The sequence below is a fragment of the Mesorhizobium sp. M0848 genome, from assembly GCF_040319805.1.
Lineage (GTDB): Bacteria > Pseudomonadota > Alphaproteobacteria > Rhizobiales > Rhizobiaceae > Mesorhizobium.
Genome location: NZ_JAMYOM010000008.1, coordinates 123521 through 139791 on the forward strand (window position 1 = coordinate 123521; position 16271 = coordinate 139791).

18 protein-coding genes, 1 tRNA gene and 1 pseudogene are annotated in these 16271 nt (G+C 62.9%); 12 read left to right on the forward strand and 8 right to left on the reverse strand.

Annotation, left to right across the window (positions count from 1 at the left end; genetic code table 11):
- Nucleotides 1–2: 2 nt before the first annotated feature.
- Nucleotides 3–893, reverse strand: coding sequence for a 2-hydroxy-3-oxopropionate reductase (locus NKH95_RS11430; RefSeq protein ID WP_023810161.1), 891 nt, complete (start codon nucleotides 891–893; stop codon nucleotides 3–5).
- 111 nt (nucleotides 894–1004) lie between these two features.
- Here NKH95_RS11430 and NKH95_RS11435 point away from each other — a divergent pair, with 111 nt between their 5' ends.
- Nucleotides 1005–1769, forward strand: coding sequence for an HpcH/HpaI aldolase family protein (locus NKH95_RS11435; protein ID WP_128303178.1), 765 nt, complete (start codon nucleotides 1005–1007; stop codon nucleotides 1767–1769).
- A 15-nt stretch (nucleotides 1770–1784) separates the two neighbouring features.
- Complete coding sequence (locus NKH95_RS11440) at nucleotides 1785–3002, forward strand: NAD(P)/FAD-dependent oxidoreductase (RefSeq protein ID WP_352891580.1); 1218 nt, start codon at nucleotides 1785–1787, stop codon at nucleotides 3000–3002.
- Here the strand turns inward: NKH95_RS11440 and NKH95_RS11445 are convergent.
- From NKH95_RS11445 to NKH95_RS11455, 3 genes and pseudogenes are all read right to left on the reverse strand, one after another.
- Nucleotides 2999–3765 (reverse strand): IS5 family transposase gene (locus NKH95_RS11445; protein ID WP_352891582.1). Its coding sequence is split into 2 segments (ribosomal slippage): nucleotides 2999–3147 and nucleotides 3147–3765, totalling 768 coding nucleotides; the frame shifts between segments, so codons are not numbered across the junction. The two genes, NKH95_RS11440 and NKH95_RS11445, sit on opposite strands and share 4 nt — an antisense overlap.
- A 194-nt stretch (nucleotides 3766–3959) precedes the next feature.
- Nucleotides 3960–4803, reverse strand: a pseudogene (locus NKH95_RS11450) (SDR family oxidoreductase).
- Nucleotides 4804–4908: 105 nt separating this feature from the next.
- Nucleotides 4909–5292 carry a DUF1330 domain-containing protein gene (locus NKH95_RS11455; RefSeq protein ID WP_127290690.1) on the reverse strand — a complete coding sequence of 128 codons (384 nt, stop codon included), beginning with the start codon at nucleotides 5290–5292 and terminating at the stop codon, nucleotides 4909–4911.
- 148 nt (nucleotides 5293–5440) lie between these two features.
- On the opposite strand from NKH95_RS11455, the gene NKH95_RS11460 reads away from it, so the two are divergent.
- Nucleotides 5441–6334 (forward strand): LysR family transcriptional regulator, encoded by an 894-nt coding sequence (locus NKH95_RS11460; protein WP_352722295.1) that lies wholly within the window; start codon nucleotides 5441–5443, stop codon nucleotides 6332–6334.
- A gap of 212 nt (nucleotides 6335–6546) precedes the next feature.
- On the opposite strand, the gene NKH95_RS11465 is transcribed toward NKH95_RS11460, so the two are convergent.
- Nucleotides 6547–6831 carry an alcohol dehydrogenase catalytic domain-containing protein gene (locus tag NKH95_RS11465; RefSeq protein ID WP_352722296.1) on the reverse strand — a complete coding sequence of 95 codons (285 nt, stop codon included), beginning with the start codon at nucleotides 6829–6831 and terminating at the stop codon, nucleotides 6547–6549.
- Between the two features lie 112 nt (nucleotides 6832–6943).
- A tRNA-Ser gene (locus tag NKH95_RS11470) sits at nucleotides 6944–7033 on the reverse strand.
- 359 nt (nucleotides 7034–7392) lie between these two features.
- Here NKH95_RS11470 and NKH95_RS11475 point away from each other — a divergent pair.
- From NKH95_RS11475 to NKH95_RS11495, 5 genes are all read left to right on the forward strand, one after another.
- Nucleotides 7393–8097 carry a DUF2569 domain-containing protein gene (locus tag NKH95_RS11475; RefSeq protein ID WP_245486098.1) on the forward strand — a complete coding sequence of 235 codons (705 nt, stop codon included), beginning with the start codon at nucleotides 7393–7395 and terminating at the stop codon, nucleotides 8095–8097.
- A gap of 307 nt (nucleotides 8098–8404) precedes the next feature.
- Entirely contained in the window at nucleotides 8405–8728 is a 324-nt protein-coding gene (locus tag NKH95_RS11480; protein ID WP_127290698.1) for a hypothetical protein, read from the forward strand.
- A 101-nt stretch (nucleotides 8729–8829) separates the two neighbouring features.
- Nucleotides 8830–9495, forward strand: coding sequence for a peptide-methionine (S)-S-oxide reductase MsrA (msrA, locus tag NKH95_RS11485; protein ID WP_352722317.1), 666 nt, complete (start codon nucleotides 8830–8832; stop codon nucleotides 9493–9495).
- Between the two features lie 208 nt (nucleotides 9496–9703).
- Nucleotides 9704–10693, forward strand: coding sequence for a BMP family lipoprotein (locus tag NKH95_RS11490; RefSeq protein WP_128303185.1), 990 nt, complete (start codon nucleotides 9704–9706; stop codon nucleotides 10691–10693).
- A gap of 116 nt (nucleotides 10694–10809) precedes the next feature.
- Nucleotides 10810–11271: a GNAT family N-acetyltransferase gene (locus NKH95_RS11495; protein WP_352891583.1), complete on the forward strand. Its 462-nt coding sequence runs from the start codon at nucleotides 10810–10812 to the stop codon at nucleotides 11269–11271.
- Here the strand turns inward: NKH95_RS11495 and NKH95_RS11500 are convergent.
- Nucleotides 11266–11673 carry a hypothetical protein gene (locus NKH95_RS11500; RefSeq protein ID WP_352722344.1) on the reverse strand — a complete coding sequence of 136 codons (408 nt, stop codon included), beginning with the start codon at nucleotides 11671–11673 and terminating at the stop codon, nucleotides 11266–11268. The two genes, NKH95_RS11495 and NKH95_RS11500, sit on opposite strands and share 6 nt — an antisense overlap.
- A 20-nt stretch (nucleotides 11674–11693) precedes the next feature.
- Nucleotides 11694–11900, reverse strand: a complete 207-nt coding sequence (locus NKH95_RS11505; protein WP_174800349.1) for a SlyX family protein — start codon at nucleotides 11898–11900, stop codon at nucleotides 11694–11696.
- Between the two features lie 260 nt (nucleotides 11901–12160).
- Between NKH95_RS11505 and NKH95_RS11510 the strand changes: the two genes are divergently transcribed.
- Genes NKH95_RS11510 through cdd form a run of 4 tightly spaced genes read left to right on the forward strand, consistent with a single transcriptional unit; the run spans nucleotide 12161 to nucleotide 16251 of the window.
- Nucleotides 12161–13693: an ABC transporter ATP-binding protein gene (locus NKH95_RS11510; RefSeq protein ID WP_352722320.1), complete on the forward strand. Its 1533-nt coding sequence runs from the start codon at nucleotides 12161–12163 to the stop codon at nucleotides 13691–13693.
- Nucleotides 13690–14829 (forward strand): ABC transporter permease, encoded by a 1140-nt coding sequence (locus NKH95_RS11515; RefSeq protein ID WP_352774413.1) that lies wholly within the window; start codon nucleotides 13690–13692, stop codon nucleotides 14827–14829. Before NKH95_RS11510 ends, NKH95_RS11515 begins: the two co-directional genes overlap by 4 nt.
- Nucleotide 14830: 1 nt before the next feature.
- The gene (locus NKH95_RS11520) at nucleotides 14831–15802 is read left to right on the forward strand and encodes an ABC transporter permease (protein WP_127266924.1); all 972 of its coding nucleotides are present in this window, start codon (nucleotides 14831–14833) and stop codon (nucleotides 15800–15802) included.
- A gap of 56 nt (nucleotides 15803–15858) precedes the next feature.
- Nucleotides 15859–16251: a cytidine deaminase gene (gene cdd / locus NKH95_RS11525; RefSeq protein WP_023812575.1), complete on the forward strand. Its 393-nt coding sequence runs from the start codon at nucleotides 15859–15861 to the stop codon at nucleotides 16249–16251.
- Nucleotides 16252–16271: the final 20 nt, after the last annotated feature.

Below are 16271 nucleotides of genomic sequence, written 5' to 3' on the forward strand. Positions count from 1 at the left end.
GGTTACTCCTTTTCTTTTGACAGTTCGTGGCCGCTCAGGATCTCCAGCGCCCGGACGAGAGACGAGTGATCGGCCTCGGCGCCGCCTGGATGGCCTGAACAGGCATTCATCAGTTGCTGCGCCATGGCGGTGTTCGGCAGCGCCACGCCAAGGACGCGGGCACTGTCAAGCGCCAGGTTGAGATCCTTCTGGTGGAGCTTGATGCGGAAGCCTGGGGCGAAGGTCCGGTCGATCATGCGCTGGCCATGCACTTCCAGGACGCGTGAAGCGGCGAAGCCACCCATCAGGGCGCCGCGCACCTTCGTCGGGTCGCACCCGGCCTTGCTGGCGAAGACAAGCGCTTCGGCCACGGCCTCGATGTTGAGCGCGACGATGATCTGGTTGGCGATCTTGCAGGTCTGCCCGGCGCCATTCTGCTCGCCGATCGAAGTGACGTTCTTGCCGAGTGTCTCAAAGATCGGCAGCGCCCGCTCGAACTCGGCGGCCGGGCCGCCGACCATGATGGTGAGGCTTGCCGCCTTGGCGCCGACCTCGCCGCCCGAGACCGGGGCGTCGAGGTAGCCGGCTCCCTTCTCTCGCAGTTTCGCCGCGAACGCCGCCGTGGCGATGGGGCTGATCGAGCTCATGTCGACGACCAGCTTGCCGGCTGACAGTCCTTCCAGGACGCCGTCCTCGCCCAACAGGACGCGTTCGACGTCAGGCGTGTCGGGCAGCATGGTGATGATGATCTCGGACCGCCGTGCCACTTCGGCGGCGGACGCGACGACCGATGCGGTCAGGCCCTGCGGTAGAGGGGAGCGATTGAGAACGGTGACGATCTCATGCCCGGCATCGGCCAGGTGGCGCGCCATCGGTGCTCCCATGACGCCAAGCCCGATGAACCCGATCCTCATTCTCCAGCTCCCATTCGAAAGTCCGCACATCCCATCTTGCACCGTTTTGTAGCCATATGATATAGGACATCATACAAATTTCAGTCCAGATGATTTGGAGATGATCGCAAGATGCAAGAACGCCTCAACACGCTGAAAGCTGCCACAGCGGCTGGCCAGGCTCACATCGGCATCTGGTGCTCGCTGGCTTCGGCGCTCACCACGGAGATCGTCGCCGGCTCCGGAGCCGATTGGGTGCTGATCGACGGCGAGCACAGCCCCAACCATCTGCGCAGCATCATGGCGCAGCTTCAGGTGATGGGCGGCTTCGACAGCGAGGCTGTCGTCAGGCTGCCCTCCGACGATCCCAATCTGATCAAGCAGGCGCTGGATATCGGCGCACGCAGCCTGATGATCCCCAATGTACGGACCGCCGATCAGGCCCGCGCCATCGTCGCGGCCATGACCTATGCGCCCGGCGGATTTCGCGGCTTCTCGGTCGGTCACCGCGCCAACGCCTTCGGCCGCATCGCCGGCTACCACGCCAAGGCGCGTGAGCAGCAGCTTCTCGCCGTGCAGATTGAGGATGAATTGGGCGTGGCGAATGCCGCCGAGATCGCGGCGGTCGACGGCGTCGACGTTCTCTTCGTCGGTCCCGGCGATCTTTCCACCAATATGGGCGCGATGGGCAATCCCGGCGCGGCACATGTCCAGGAGGCAATCTCGTCCGTGCGTCAGGCCGCAACGGCGGCAGGCAAGGCAAGCGGCATCCTGGCGCCGGCGAGGGCCGATGCCGACCGCTACCTTGCCGAAGGCTTCACCATGGTTGCCGTCGGTTCGGACCTTGGCCTTCTTGCGCGGGGCTCGGATGCCCTGATCGCTTTGTTCAACCAGTAGCTTGGAGTCGGAGCCATGGCGATCCCGCCTTACAAAGCGCCATCGCGCAACGCCTACGACATCGTCATCGTCGGCGGAGCGGTTGTCGGCTCGTCCACGGCCTACTGGCTGAGCCAGGCGCTGGGCAGCGGTGCATCGATCCTCGTGGTCGAGCGCGATAGCAGTTACGAGTTTTCATCGACAGCGCTGTCCACCAGCGCGATCCGGCAGCAATATTCCAATCCGATCAATGTGAAGATCAGCCAGTTCGGCATCGAGGTCATCCGCACCTTCCAGGAGCGCATGGCACCCTTCTACAAGGACGAGCCGGCGCCCGATCTCGGCTTTCGTGAGCACGGCTATCTCTACTGCTGCTCCCCGGACGGCGTCGAAGCGGCCCGCGAGCGCGTCGACCTGCAGCGAAGTCTCGGGGCTCACACTGTCTTCCTCAAGCCGGGCCCGCTGAAGGATCGCTTTCCCTGGCTCAACGTGGATGATCTCGGCGGCGGTTCCTGGGGGGCCCGGGAAGAGGGCTGGTTCGATTCCATGGGGCTGATGAACGGTTTCCGCCGAGCCGCCCGCGCCAGCGGTGTCGAGTATATCGATAATGCCGTGACGGAGCTTGGCATCGCCAACGGGCGGGTCATCTCAGTGCGCCTCGCGACCGGCCAGACGATCGCCTGCGGAACATTGGTCAACGCCGCGGGTCCGCGCGCGCAACAGGTCGCAGCCATGGCCGGCCTGTCGATCCCGGTCGCGCCGTACAAGCGCTACAGCTTCGTCTTCGCCAGCGCCAATCCGATCCCTGGCCGGATGCCTAACGTCATCGACCTTTCCGGTACATTCGTGCGCCCGGAAGGCGAGCTTTTTCTCACCGGCAACACCCCGCAGGGCGACGGGCCGGCCGGCTACGACGACTTCGAAATGCAGTATGAAGAGTTCGACGAATATATCTGGCCGGCGCTCTGGCATCGCGTCCCGGCCTTCGATGCCCTCAAGGTCCAGACCAGTTGGACCGGCCACTACGAGTACAACATGCTCGACCACAACGGCATCGTCGGCTTCCACCCGCAGGTAACCAATTTCATGTTTGCCAACGGCTTTTCGGGGCACGGGCTGCAACAGTCGCCAGCCGTGGGCCGGGGAGTTTCAGAACTCATCGTTCACGGGGCTTTCCAGACGCTCGATCTGTCGCCGTTCTGTTACGAGCGCATAGAGCGCAACGAGCCGTTCCTCGAGGAAGCGGTGATCTAGGACGTAGACTCATTACCGCGTAGCCAGATGCGGATTGCGACGAGTTTGAGCGCGGTAAGATAGTTCTCAGCCAACTTGTCGTAGCGGGTTGCGATGCGGCGGAACTGCTTGGCTTTGTTGAAGAAGCGCTCAACCAAGTTGCGGCCTTATACAAGAAGGGGCTGAAGCAGATTGGGTCCTTGCGGTTGGCCTTGGGCGGGATGTTGGCCCATGCTTTTCGCTTGCTGACCGCATTACGCAAGGCGTTGGCATCATAGCCCTTGTCGGCGAGTAGCATGGCACCCTCCGGCAGATCCGTGATCAGGTCCGCTGCCGAGGCAATATCACTCATCTGACCTGCCGTGAGCATCAATTTGATCGGCATGCCTTTGGCGTCGACAAGAGCATGGATTTTGGTTGTCAGCCCGCCTCGGGAACGACCGAGACAATGATCTCGATCCCCCTTTTTTGCCGTCGCGCCCTGCTGGTGGACGCGAACAATAGAGGTGTCGATCATCTGCACCTTGTCGTCATGGACTTTGGTGATAGCGTCCATGAGGCGGTCCCACACGCCTGCTTTCCGCCATCGGACGAAGCGATTGTAACAGGTGGTGCGTGGACCATACCGCTCTGGTAGATCCCGCCAAGGCGCACCGGATCGCAGCACCCAGAAGATGCCGTTTAGCACGCGCCGATCATCGACACGCGGCACCCCTCGTGGCCTTTTGGGCAAAAGTGGCTCGATCACGTGCCATTCGGAGTCGGTCAGGTCATATCGGCTCATGCAGAGTCTGGAATCAGATTCCGCTGCAATAGGAAAGCCGCCAGTCGACAATCGACCTCTTAGCGGACGTATTTGATCAATCCACAGGTGGCCGTTTTGGGGCTGCCGCAGCCACGAAGTCTTCACCTCGGAATTGCAGTGCCAGTGGTGTTCAGCCACCAGCACCGCAAGTACGGATGTTCCGCAGGGGTCGCTTAGTTATGGCCATTCTCGTCGATGGCGAGGGAACTCGAGAGCTCGCGATAGGCATCGATCTGCTGCTGCAGAATGGCAATCTTCTGCTCTGCCGTCGCAATGGCATCGGCACCGGCAAGGAAACGATGGGGCAGCACGTCCCCAGCCGCGAGCGTGATCAGTGCGTGCGCAAGCTTTGCGGGGTCACCCCCTTGCTTGCCGTTTTGAGAACGCCAGAAAGCGATCTGCGCCGTCCGCCGTTCGTTGTAGTCCTCGACGGAAGGCGCGGCATAGTTGGTCGACTCTTCCGTGAGAAGCTCGGTGCGGAAAAAGCCCGGGTTCACGACTCATCGTCTCGATGCCGAACGGCACAACTTCGGTCTGCAGCGCCTCCATCCAGCCGTCGAGGCCGAACTTCGAGGCTGAATAGGCCGTGCAGAACTCGAAGCCCATTAGCCCGGCCGTCGAAGAGATCGAAATGACCCTGCCGGACCGCTGCTTGCGCATCGCTGGCAGAAAGGCCCGCGTCACGTTCATGGGACCGACGAGGCTGGTGCTGAGCTGCAGTTGCATCTGTTCCGCGGTCAGCTCTTCGAAATACCCGGCAAAGAAACTCGCCGCATTGTTGACCAGCACGTCGATGCGGCCAAACCGGTCAAGCGTTGCCTGGGCAGCGGCTTCGGCGTCGGCCGCGCTCGTCACGTCCAGCTTGACGATAAGGACGTTCTCGGACTTTCCGACGGCCCTTGCGACCTTTTCCGTGTTGCGGCCGGTTGCCACCACCTTGTGGCCCGCCGCCAATGCGGCCTTGGCGATATCCAGACCGAGGCCCCGGCCTGCCCCGGTGATGAACCAAACACTCATATTGGGCTCCTGTTCTCTAGGCCGCAGCTCGGCCTCGAATTCGGACGCGATGGCCAGCAGGGGCTGACGCCGCCCATGCCGGTATCCATCCGCCAGCGGACTGCGTCACTGCGGAAGGCCGGCGCCTTCGGTGATGATGCGAAATCCTTCGGTCGATTTGGTGAAAAACTGCCGGGCCGCCGTGTATTCCGGCGAGTTGTAGTAGCGCTGGGCGTCAGCAAGGCTCGGGAACTCGGCGATGGCTATCACCGATCTCGAGCTTCCTTCGATGGCAGTGACATTGGGGTTGTAGACGATCACCCGGCCGCCATACTTGGTGACGAGCGGCGAGGCGGCTTCGATGTACTGCTGAAACACCGCCTTATCCTTGATGTCATAGCTGCCGATCATGTAGGCGCGGGGGACGGCGCCCGTCGCTTCCTGAGCAAAGGCGGCAGGGCTCACGATCATGGTGAGGGCGGCGAGCGCGCCCACGATTACCTTCTTCATTTTGTTCTCCTTCGGTGGCCAGTTGGACGGTAGGCATTGCGCGGAGAGTTGCTCCGGACCGTCTGGCCTTGAGGTCAGGAAGTTAGCTCCTTTAGCGGCGTGCAATTAGATGGTATAATCTGCATGGGCTTAGAAGTGGGGTTGATGAATGCGTCGCGACAGTCTGGATGACTTCCTGACCTTCATCGCCGTCGCCCGCGAGCGCAGCTTCACCAAGGCGGCCGCCAAGCTCGGGGTGTCGCAGTCGGCTCTGAGCTATTCGATCCGGACGCTGGAAGAGCGCCTCGGCGTTAGGCTGCTGACCCGCACGACCCGCAGCGTCTCGCTCACCGAAGCGGGGGATCGTCTGTTCCGAAGCATCGCTCCCAAGTTCGATGAGATCGCAAGCGAAATTGCCGCCCTCAGCGCCCTGCGCGACAAGCCGGCCGGCACAGTCCGGATCACCACCGTGGAGCATGCCGGCGAGACTATCATCTGGCCTGCCATGGTCGGGCTCATGCGCGACTATCCCGACATCAGGGTCGAGATCATCCATGACTACGGCTTGGCAGACATTGCGGCCGATCGCTTCGACGCGGGTGTGCGGCTTGGCGAACAGGTGGACAAGGACATGATCTCGGCGCGCATCGGACCAGACTTCCGCATGGCGGTTGTGGCAGCGCCTTCATACTTCGTAAGCCGCTCCCGTCCGGTCACGCCCGCAGACCTTGCCGATCACGCGTGCATACCTCTGCGACTGCCCACACATGGCGGCTTTGCACCGTGGGAGTTTCGCAAGGAGGGGCGGGAGCTGAAGGTGCGCGTTCAAGGACACGCAGCGTTCAACACCCTCGCGATGATCCGTCAGGCCAGCCTTGAGGGATTCGGGCTCGCCTACCTGCCCGAGGACCTGGTGACCTCCCCCCTTGAAGAGGGTCGCCTGGTGCGTGTTCTTGAGGACTGGTGCCCACTCCGGCCGGGATATCACCTGTACTATCCAAGCCGGCGCCAACCCTCGCCGGCTTTCGCACTCGTGCTGGAAACGCTGCGCTACCGCGACTGAGTACGGTTGAAATAAGGATCGTCAGACCTTGGCGACCATGGCGCCTATCCAAGCAGCTCGGTACAGGAAGTCGGCGTCCGTTCCCACCGATCCCGGTCTCCCCAATTTATGAGTTCACGGCCTAGGGCGAGATGATCGACCGTTTTGCTGCCATTCTCCGGTATTCGGCCCTGTTCAGAATATGACAGCACCGGGGCAACACTATCACACCTTCAGCACAAGCGCCCTGGTTGTCCTCCTGGCCTCGAGATCGCGATGAGCGTCGGCAGCCTGCGCCAGTAGGCGCCGACCGGCGGGCATGCATAGGCAATGCGGTCGCCGACTGAAAAGCCTGAAACCTCCGGGCCGGCCGCTGCGATGAGACCGGCGGCTTCCATGCCCGGAACGCCTGGCGGCTGCAGGAGGTCGAAATAGCCGGTCCTGCAATAGACGTCGATGAAATTGACCCCAATGATTGTGTGACGGATCTGGACCTCGCTACGCGATGGCGGCGCCAAGCCGATCTCCGCAAGCTGCAGAACGTCGGGGCCTCCGTGGCGCTCGACGAGGATTGCCTTGGTCCGTGTGCCCTGGGCGCCGGCTCCAGGCAACTCCGGCTGGGGTGCAAATTGGCGGAGAGAGCGGGATTCGAACCCGCGTTACGGTCTCCCGTAAACACACTTTCCAGGCGTGCGCCTTCAACCACTCGGCCACCTCTCCGTCCATGCATGTCGCGTCGGCCGGTTTCGCCGTGCGGGTTGGGGAGATGCACCTCCCTTGGGGCTGAGGCGTGGAAATCCGCGCCGGCGCCGCCAACCAGCGAACGCCCTTCCCCGCACCTGAGCCGAAGCAACAGGCGCGGGGCTCATCTAGTCGATCCGGCGCCGAATGCCAAGCCATAACGGCAGTCTATTCGCTTTGCCGGCCACACAGTGTTTCACAAGGCGGCCGGCATGCCCGTTTTTACAGGCGCCGCCGCTGCAATGGTGTGCACAGGCAGGACCGCGGGGCCGGCCGCCCTTGACTTCCCCCGGAGTTGCCTGTCGGGTGCCGAGGCTTTGCGGGGGCATTGTGCGGACATGACATCGAGCAATGGACAGACGCCAGTCAGGCGGCCGGACAGCGGGCTGTCTTTCGTGCCGGTGGGCTGGCTTGTCTTCGTCATGGCGTGGTCGGTCTACGGCCTGATCTCCGTCTGGCCCGCGGTCGGCGCCACCGGCCTGCCAGACAGCGTGTTTTACCTTATCTATGGCGGGCTCGTCATCGATATCGTCACCATCCTGTGGGGGCTTTACCTGCTCGGCCTCGCCTTCGGCCGCTCGGCCCGCTTCCCGCGACGGTTCATCATCTGGCAGGTCGCCACAATCGTCTGGCTGGTGACCTGGCAGGCCTGTGCACTGACGATTTCGGATTTCGTCTTTTCGGGCCAGGCGCTTGCCATCATGGCTGCTCAAATCGCCATCGGCGTTCTCTGCATCTATCTGCTGCGCCGTGGATCCGAAGCCGATGCCGTTTATGTCAATCCGGAAACCGAAAGCCCGCCTGTCTTCGTCTCGGTCGTCGCCGCGCTGCTCGGCATCGTCCTGGGCGCGGTCATCGGCGCCGTGGGCGGATTCGCCATCGGCTCGGTGATCGCTGATGCCACCGAGATGAGCTGTTTCGAGGGCGCCTGCGGCTATTTCGCCGTGTTCACCGGCCTGGCCGGCCTGGCGATCGGCGCCATAGGCGGCGGCGTTTTTGCCGTCTGGCGTGTCCATCGGCGCAAAAGGAAGCCGGCCGCATAGTTCGCGCAGGGCAACGAATCCGGGTTCACCCGGGCTTTAGAGACTTCGCCGGCACGTCGGTTTGCAAGGCACCAAACGCAAAAACCCGCCTGTGCGGCGGGTCGTCGGCGCAAGTCAGCACCATGCCGAAATTGTTAGCATAGCTGCCCTCATATGTCAATGAAAAGCCACCCGGCCGACTGTCGTCCGGCCTTCTGTTGACCTGAGTTTGGAGTCTGCAAATTCGCGTATGGCGATTGCGATCCAGCCATGCGCATTCTATCTCTGAAAGGCCCCTCGATAGGGACCAGCCCGGAGGAGAGTTCTGATGTTTCGCTTCGTCTTTCGTCTTGCCGCAATGATCGCGCTGTCGATTTCCGTCATCATGGCGGTGCTCGACGCGACACGCACCGTGGCGGCCTCCGTTCTGGTGCTGACCCCGCTCAACACCAGTTGGCTGGCGGTCTCCCCTGACACGCGGGCCGCCTTCGAAACCTTCATCCGAACCAAGGCCAGCCCGCTGCTGTGGGACGGCGCCATCGCCTGGGTGCTGAACCAGCCGGGCTTCGCCGTATTCGCGGTGCTGGCTTTCCTGCTCTATGCGATAGGCTACAGGCGGCCACCGCGTGCTGGGCAGTTCGCCGCCACCTAGAGCATCGGACCCAAAAGCGGTTGCCGGTTTTGGGAAATCCGATGCTCAAACAAAGCCGCCGTCATGCGGCTTCTTGCGTTTCACCCGGAGAGGAGCCGCGCATGTTCTTTCTCAGCGACATGCTGAACAAGAAGCTCAATATGCCGAAGCCCTCCGAGGCCCTGCCGGGCCGCGCCAGGGCGATCCCGACCGCATCCAGACACAAGGTCTTGAAAAGACCGCTCAAGGGTCCTTATCCCGAGAGGCTGGAGACGGCGATGTTCGGACTGGGCTGCTTCTGGGGTGCGGAGCGGCTGTTCTGGCAGATCGAAGGCGTCTGGGTCACCGCGGCTGGCTATGCCGGCGGCTTCACCCCCAATCCGACCTATCAGGAGACCTGCACCGGGCTTACCGGTCATGCCGAAGTGGTGCTGGTGGTCCATGACCCCGAGATCGTCTCCTATGCTGGGCTTCTGAAGCTGTTCTGGGAAAGCCACGACCCCACGCAAGGCATGCGCCAGGGCAATGATGTCGGCACCGCCTATCGCTCCGCGATCTACACGAGCGACGAGGCGCAATTGTCGGCGGCGAGCGCCTCGCGCGATGCGTATGAGACCTCGCTGCGCGGTGCCGGCCACGGCAGGATCACCACCGAGATCGCGCCGGCGGCCGAATTCTACTTCGCAGAATCCGATCACCAGCAATATCTGGCGAAGAATCCTTACGGCACGTGCAACCTCAAAGGCACTGGCGTCGCTTGCGCCATCCCTGCCGCCGCCTCCGCCTGACACTTGGCGCAAGGACAAGCTGCGGTGCGGCTTGCCCGCACCAAGCTTTTCCAAAAGGTCAAAATTCCGCGTGAATTTTGTTTCGGGCCATGCCAGATTGCCGCCGAGCGGGAGGGAGTACACTCCTGGCTGACGTCGTATGCCTGCCGGAGAACCGGGCCGGCATGCGGCGCGTAACGGAAAAAATAACCGACAGGGTGTGGATCACATGAAACGTATCGTTCTCGGCCTCCTGGCCGCAACCGCAATGGTTCTTCCGGCTTTCGCCGCGGATGTCCAGCCGGCCATCCTCTATGATCTCGGCGGCAAGTTCGACAAATCCTTCAACGAGGCTGCCTACAACGGCGCCGAAAAATTCAAGACGGAAACCGGTACGGCCTACGTCGAATTCGAGGTCTCCAATGCCTCGCAGCGTGAGCAGGCGCTGCGCCGCTTCGCCGAGGACGGCCGCAACCCGATCGTCATGGCCGGCTTTGCCTGGACGGACGCGCTGGCCAAGGTCGCCGCCGAATATCCCGACCTGAACTTCGCCATCATCGACGACCAGGTCGATCTGCCGAACGTGCGGTCGCTGAAGTTCAAGGAACAGGAGGGCTCCTACCTCGTCGGCGTCCTGGCGGCCATGGCTTCGAAGTCGAAGAAGGTCTCCTTCGTCGGCGGCATGGATATCCCGCTGATCCGCAAGTTCGAATGCGGCTATGTCGGCGGCGCCAAGTCAGCGGGCGCGACCGACGTCATCCAGAACATGACGGGCGATACGCCGGCTGCCTGGAACGATCCGGCCAAGGGCGGCGAGATCGCCAAGACGCAGATCGACCAAGGCTCCGACGTGGTCTATGCCGCGGCAGGCGGCACCGGCGTCGGCGTGCTGCAGGCGGCGGCAGATGCCGGCAAGCTCGGCATCGGCGTCGATTCCAACCAGAACGGCCTGCAGCCGGGCAAGGTGCTGACCTCGATGCTGAAGCGCGTCGACGTCGCCGTCTACACCGCCTTCATGGACGGCAAGAACGGCACCTTCAAAGGCGGAGTCGAGAATCTGGGCCTCAAGGAAGGCGGCGTCGACTACGCCATGGACGACAACAACAAGGCGCTGGTGACGGAAGAGATGAAGGCGGCCGTCGAAAAAGCCAAGGCCGACATCATTGCCGGCAAGGTCGAAGTACACGACTATACGGCTGACAACGCTTGCCCCTATTGAGCGGCACGAACACACAGCCATGATCTGCAAACCGCCGGGCGCCAGCCCGGCGGTTTTGCCTTATACGGGTTCGAGCGAAACCTTCGCTCCGTGCCGGACACCGTTTGGGGATACGGATGCAGCCGACGATCGAACCCATGGGCGAGCACGACATAGCAGCTGTCGCGCAACTGCGCCTGGCTGCCTTTTTCGCGGGAACCGGAAGGACCCTCGGTGAAGATGCGGCAGGGCTTCGCGACTTGATCGCCGGTGACGGCTTCGAGGCGGCATTCGTGGCCCGGATCGGCGACACCCCGGTCGGGACATGCCTGCTGGTCCGCCACGAACTGGAGCCCGCACATGATCTGACGCCATGGCTGGCCGGGTTGGTTGTCGATGCAAGGTATCGACGCCGAGGCATCGCCACCGCGCTGGTCAAGGCAACGGAAGCCCATGCGGCGTCACGGGGCGTCGAGATGCTCCATCTCTACACGTGGGATGCGCGTGATTTCTACGCGGCTCTCGGCTGGAATACCGTTGAGATAAGCGGCTCGGACGGCGAGACGATGGCGCTGATGTCGCGCCGGCCTCGCCTATAGCAGCTTCGCGACGACACAGCCCAGCGCGAACGCCACCATCAGCCCGGCGGCAACGACAACTCCGCGCCGGCCGCCAAGCGCGTGCACGCCAATGCCGTATGGTGGCCGGGACAGGCTTCGGATCACCGTGCGCGGTTTGACCTCATTGCCGCCGAGCTCGACGCTGCGCATCTGAGGTAACTCGGCTAGGCGTTGGGTAACCAGTTCCCAATGCCTGCCAGGCAGCAGGCCGCGTTTTCCGTAACGGTCGAAGAAATACATCTGCTCGGCAAGTCGCACGACCGCGTCGCGGAAGGCGGGATCGACCTCCAGGTCACGTTCGGCCCGTTCGCGGTCTTTGTCGTTCATAAGACCGAGCACATATTCGCCGGCCCGCGCGATGCGATCGCTTTCACTGACCACGGCGTGCACCTTCCCTTTCCTCACCAGTGCGGTGGCTTGGTTACCGGCACCTCATCTCCTGTCTGCTCCTCCAGCGCCAGGAAGCGATCCGTCAGCGCGTCGAGCTTGCGCTGCATGCGCTCGATCACTTTCCACTGCTCGGCGATCTGGCCGGACAGTTCCTCGATGGTCTTCTCCTGCTCGGCGGCGCGTATTTCCAGCGTCGTCAGCCGGTCGGCGGGCGTGATCATGTGAATTCCCCAGTCTTCACGGCGATGTCGTTCGCCGCGATGTCGTTCACCGCGATGTCGTTCACCGCGATGTTTTGCGCCGTGATGCGAATTTCGGCGCCGTCATACTAGCGAATGTGAAGGCCCCGGCCACGTTGCAAATTGACAAGCGCACCGGGATTTGTCGAGAGTGAACCGGCTCCGCCAATTGGCACGGGCGGAGCGTCATGCTAGGCGTTTTGACCAAGCGATAAAAAAATAAGAGTGGGACAGGCTGCATGGCGCAAGCCGCAATCGAGTTGATCGGCATCAACAAGAGTTTTGGTGCGGTGCGCGCCAACCGGGACATCAATCTTGAGATCGGTCGCGGCACGATCCACGGCATTGTCGGCGAGAACGGAGCTGGCAAGTCGACGCTGATGTCGATCCTCTACGGCTTCTACCAGGCCGACAGCGGCGAGATCCGCGTTGGCGGCCAGCCGGCCTCGATCAAAACCCCCAATGACGCCATCGCGCTCGGCATCGGCATGGTGCATCAGCACTTTATGCTGGTCGACAATTTCACGGTGCTGGAGAACGTCATCCTCGGCGCCGAAAGCGATGCGCTGCTGAAGAAGAGCATCGCCAAGGCGCGCTCCGAACTGGAGCGGCTGGAGCGTGAATACGGGCTGGAAGTCGATCCCGATGCAATCATCGAGGAACTGCCGGTCGGCCTGCAGCAGCGGGTGGAGATCCTCAAAGCACTCTATCGCGGCGCCGAGATCCTGATCCTCGACGAGCCTACGGGCGTGCTGACACCGGCCGAGGCCGATCACCTGTTCCGCATCCTCGGGCAGTTGAAGGACCAGGGCAAGACGGTGGTGCTGATCACCCACAAATTGCGCGAGATCATGGCCATCACCGACACCGTGTCGGTGATGCGCCAGGGCACGATGGTGGCGACGCGCGAGACCAGGAAGACGACTGTCGAGGAACTGGCCGAGCTGATGGTCGGGCGGCGCGTGCTCTTGCGGGTCGAGAAGGGCGAGGCCGAGGCCGGCGCCGTCAAGCTCGCTGTCAAGAACCTGACGGTCAGGGATACGCGCGGCGTCACCATGGTCGACGACATCTCCTTCGATATCAGGGCCGGCGAGATCGTCGGCATCGCCGGTGTCGCCGGCAACGGACAATCCGAACTGCTCGAGGCGATTTCCGGCATCAGGCGCGCGGTGTCCGGCTCGGTCATGCTCGACGGCAAACCGATCGACCTGACCGGTGCGGCAGATCCCGGCGAATTGCGCGACCGTGGCCTGGCGCATGTGCCGGAGGACCGCCATCACGTCGGGCTGGTGCTGGCCTTCGAGGAGAACGAGAATTCTATCCTCGGCTATCACGACGATCCCCGCTATTTGAAGGGGCCGTTCCTCAACGTTGACGCCATTATGGCCGACGCCAGGGACAAGATCGAGAAATACGACATCCGCCCCGGCAATCCGCGCCTGAAGACCGCCAATTTCTCCGGTGGCAACCAGCAGAAGATCGTGCTGGCGCGGGAGATGGAACAGGACCCGGGTGTTCTGATCGTTGGCCAGCCGACACGCGGCGTCGATGTCGGCGCCATCGAATTCATCCACAAGCGCCTGATCGCCATGCGCGACCAGGGCAAGGCGGTGCTGGTGGTGTCGGTCGAGCTTGACGAGATCCGTTCGCTGTCCGACCGTATCCTGGTGATGTTTGCGGGCCGCATCGTCGGCGAACGCGGCCCCGAAGCGACCGAGGGCGAGCTCGGCCTGCTGATGGCCGGCATCGAGCACCAGGAGGCCGCCGAATGAGCGCGCCTTACGCCAAACTGCCGGCCTGGGCCGACTATGGCCTGATCCCGCTGATCAATCTGTTCGTCGCCTTCGTCGTCGCCGGCTTCGTCGTGCTTCTGGTCGGCGAGAATCCGTTGCGCGCAGCCGTCATCCTGGTCGAAGGCGCCTTCGGCAAAGGCACCGGCATCGCCTTCACCCTCTTTTATGCCACCACCTTCATCTTCACCGGGCTTTCGGTGGCGGTGGCCGCGCATTGCGGCCTGTTCAACATCGGCACTGAAGGGCAGGCCTACATCGCCGGCCTCGGCATCGCCATCGTCTGCCTGAGCTTCGACAGCACACTGCCATGGTGGCTGACCTTCCCGCTGGCGATCATTGCTGCGGCGACGGTCGGCGCATTGTGGGCGCTCATCCCGGCCTATCTGCAGGCCAAGCGTGGTTCGCACATCGTCATCACCACCATCATGTTCAACTTCATCGCCGCCTCGATCATGGTTTACGTGCTGGTCGGCCCGTTGAAGCCAGCCGCCTCGCAAGCGCCGCAGACGCGTAACTTCCTCGCCGGCGCGGAATTGCCCAAGCTCAACTGGATCATCGAGCTGTTCGGCGCCAAGATCCGTTCGGCGCCGCTCAACGTCACCTTCCTCCTGGCGCTGGTCATGGCCTTCCTGGTCTGGCTGCTGATCTGGCGCACCAAGCTCGGCTATGAAATGCGCACCTACGGTCACAGCCCGAAAGCGGCACGCTATGCCGGCATTTCCGAAACCCGCATCATCATCACCGCCATGATGATCTCGGGCGGGCTGGCCGGCATGATGGCGCTCAATCCGGTGATGGGCGATCAGCACAATGTCGCCATCGACTTCGTTTCCGGCGCCGGCTTCGTCGGCATCGCCGTGGCGCTGATGGGCCGCCTGCACCCTGTCGGCATCGTGCTGGCGGCGATCCTGTTCGGCATGCTCTACCAGGGCGGCGCCGAGCTCGCCTTCGAGATGCCGGCAATCAGCCGCGATATGATCGTCATCATTCAAGGCTTGGTGATCCTGTTTGCCGGTGCCCTCGAGCACATGTTCCGACCCTACATCCAGGCGCTGTTCGCCTCGTTCAGTCCGCGATCGGTGGGCATGGAAGCGGTCAAGGGGAAAGGTGCCTGAGATGGATGTGTTCAACGCGATCATCCAGACATTGGACTCCACCATCCGCCTCTCGGTGCCGCTGCTGCTTGCCTGCCTCGCCGGCCTCTATTCGGAACGCGCCGGCATCTTCGACATCGGCCTCGAAGGCAAGATGCTGGTCGGCGCCTTCGCCGGTGCGGCCGCCGCTTCCGTGTTCCATTCGGCCTTTCTCGGCCTCGGCATGGCGATCCTGATCTCGGTCGCCTTCGCCATGATCCACGGCTTTGCCTCGATCACCCATCGCGGCAACCAGATCGTCTCCGGCGTGGCGATCAATTTCATCGCCGCCGGCTCGACCATCATCCTCGGCCAGGCCTGGTTCCAGCAGGGCGGGCGCACGCCGGCGCTGCAACCGGGCGAGCGCTTCGAGGCCATCACCTTGCCGGGCGCCGAGGCCATCCGCGGCGTGCCGATCATCGGACCGATCTATGCCGAGCTCCTGTCGGGCCACTCGATCCTGGTCTATCTTGCCTTCCTGATGGTGCCGTTCACCTGGTGGGTGCTGTTTCGCACCCGTTTCGGCCTCAGGCTGCGCGCCGTAGGCGAGAACCCGGCCGCCGTCGATACTGCCGGCATATCGGTCGCCTGGCTGCGCTACAGGGCGCTGATCTGCACCGGCATCCTCACCGGCATTGCCGGCGCCTACCTGTCGATGGTGCAAAATGGCGGCTTCGTGAAGGACATGACCGCCGGCAAGGGCTATATCGCGCTGGCAGCCCTGATCTTCGCCAAGTGGAAGCCGGTCAACGCCATGTTCGCCTGCCTTCTGTTCGGCTTCCTGGACGCGGCGTCGATCCGCCTGCAGGGATCACCGCTGCCCATCATCGGCAAGGTGCCGGCGCAGTTCATGCAGGCGCTGCCCTACATCCTCACCGTCATCCTGCTCGCCGGCTTCATCGGCAAGGCAATCCCGCCACGCGCCGGCGGCGTGCCTTATGTCAAGGAACGTTGAGCGGCAGGTCGGCTTTGCGCCGGGTTTTGAACACGATCATCGGAGAGAACACCTGAATGTCGCATGATCTGTTCGAGGCCGCCAAGGCCGCCATGGCCAGGGCCTACGCGCCCTATTCGAAGTTTCCGGTCGGCGCTGCCTTGCGAACCGAAGACGGGCGCGTCTTTACCGGCGCCAACATCGAAGTCGCCTCCTATCCGGAAGGCTGGTGCGCCGAGACCACGGCGCTCGGCCACTACATTATGGGCGGCGGCGGCAAGATCGTCGAAATCGCCGTCATCGCCGAACGCATGGCGAAATGCTCGCCTTGCGGCGGCTGCCGGCAGCGGCTGGCCGAATTCTGCCGGCCGGAAACAAAGCTCTATCTCTGCGACAATGCAGGTGTGGCCGAGACCGTGACCATGGGCGACATGCTGCCTTACGGCTTCCGCGGCGATATTTTGAAATGAACAACGGGCTCAAATGAACA

Coding starts and splice junctions, on each gene's coding strand:
- NKH95_RS11430 (WP_023810161.1), bottom strand. CDS start 893: ATGAGGATCGGGTTCATCGGGCTTGGCGTCATGGGAGCACCGATGGCG.
- NKH95_RS11435 (WP_128303178.1), top strand. CDS start 1,005: ATGCAAGAACGCCTCAACACGCTGAAAGCTGCCACAGCGGCTGGCCAG.
- NKH95_RS11440 (WP_352891580.1), top strand. CDS start 1,785: ATGGCGATCCCGCCTTACAAAGCGCCATCGCGCAACGCCTACGACATC.
- NKH95_RS11455 (WP_127290690.1), bottom strand. CDS start 5,292: ATGAAGAAGGTAATCGTGGGCGCGCTCGCCGCCCTCACCATGATCGTG.
- NKH95_RS11460 (WP_352722295.1), top strand. CDS start 5,441: ATGCGTCGCGACAGTCTGGATGACTTCCTGACCTTCATCGCCGTCGCC.
- NKH95_RS11475 (WP_245486098.1), top strand. CDS start 7,393: ATGACATCGAGCAATGGACAGACGCCAGTCAGGCGGCCGGACAGCGGG.
- NKH95_RS11480 (WP_127290698.1), top strand. CDS start 8,405: ATGTTTCGCTTCGTCTTTCGTCTTGCCGCAATGATCGCGCTGTCGATT.
- msrA (WP_352722317.1), top strand. CDS start 8,830: ATGTTCTTTCTCAGCGACATGCTGAACAAGAAGCTCAATATGCCGAAG.
- NKH95_RS11490 (WP_128303185.1), top strand. CDS start 9,704: ATGAAACGTATCGTTCTCGGCCTCCTGGCCGCAACCGCAATGGTTCTT.
- NKH95_RS11495 (WP_352891583.1), top strand. CDS start 10,810: ATGCAGCCGACGATCGAACCCATGGGCGAGCACGACATAGCAGCTGTC.
- NKH95_RS11510 (WP_352722320.1), top strand. CDS start 12,161: ATGGCGCAAGCCGCAATCGAGTTGATCGGCATCAACAAGAGTTTTGGT.
- NKH95_RS11515 (WP_352774413.1), top strand. CDS start 13,690: ATGAGCGCGCCTTACGCCAAACTGCCGGCCTGGGCCGACTATGGCCTG.
- NKH95_RS11520 (WP_127266924.1), top strand. CDS start 14,831: ATGGATGTGTTCAACGCGATCATCCAGACATTGGACTCCACCATCCGC.
- cdd (WP_023812575.1), top strand. CDS start 15,859: ATGTCGCATGATCTGTTCGAGGCCGCCAAGGCCGCCATGGCCAGGGCC.